Raw genomic sequence first — 324 nt, forward strand, 5'->3', positions numbered from 1 at the left:
TCGGCGGTTCGATCCCGTCATCCTCCACCATTTAGCCGACTTAGCTCAATTGGTAGAGCAACTGACTTGTAATCAGTAGGTTGGGGGTTCAAGTCCTCTAGTCGGCACCAGAAAATCATGGCGGTTGTGGCGAAGTGGTTAACGCACCGGATTGTGGCTCCGGCATTCGTGGGTTCGATTCCCATCAGTCGCCCCATTTTTTCTTAAAATATTAATATGCGGGTGTGGCGGAATTGGCAGACGCACTAGACTTAGGATCTAGCGCCTTTGGCGTGGGGGTTCGACTCCCTTCACCCGCACTTTTAATAAAATATCTCAAACATG

The 324-nt window shown here is 50.0% G+C and carries 3 tRNA genes; all 3 read left to right on the forward strand.

The annotated features are described in order from the left end of the window. Nucleotides 1-34 precede the first annotated feature (34 nt). Nucleotides 35-110, forward strand: a tRNA-Thr gene (locus MR167_RS32045). Nucleotides 111-120: 10 nt separating this feature from the next. Beyond that, nucleotides 121-196, forward strand: a tRNA-His gene (locus MR167_RS32050). 22 nt (nt 197-218) lie between these two features. Then, a tRNA-Leu gene (locus tag MR167_RS32055) sits at nt 219-299 on the forward strand. The last annotated feature ends 25 nt before the right edge of the window (nt 300-324 follow it).

Source organism: Bacillus cereus group sp. BfR-BA-01355, assembly GCF_022663675.1.
GTDB classification, from domain to species: domain Bacteria; phylum Bacillota; class Bacilli; order Bacillales; family Bacillaceae_G; genus Bacillus_A; species Bacillus_A thuringiensis_S.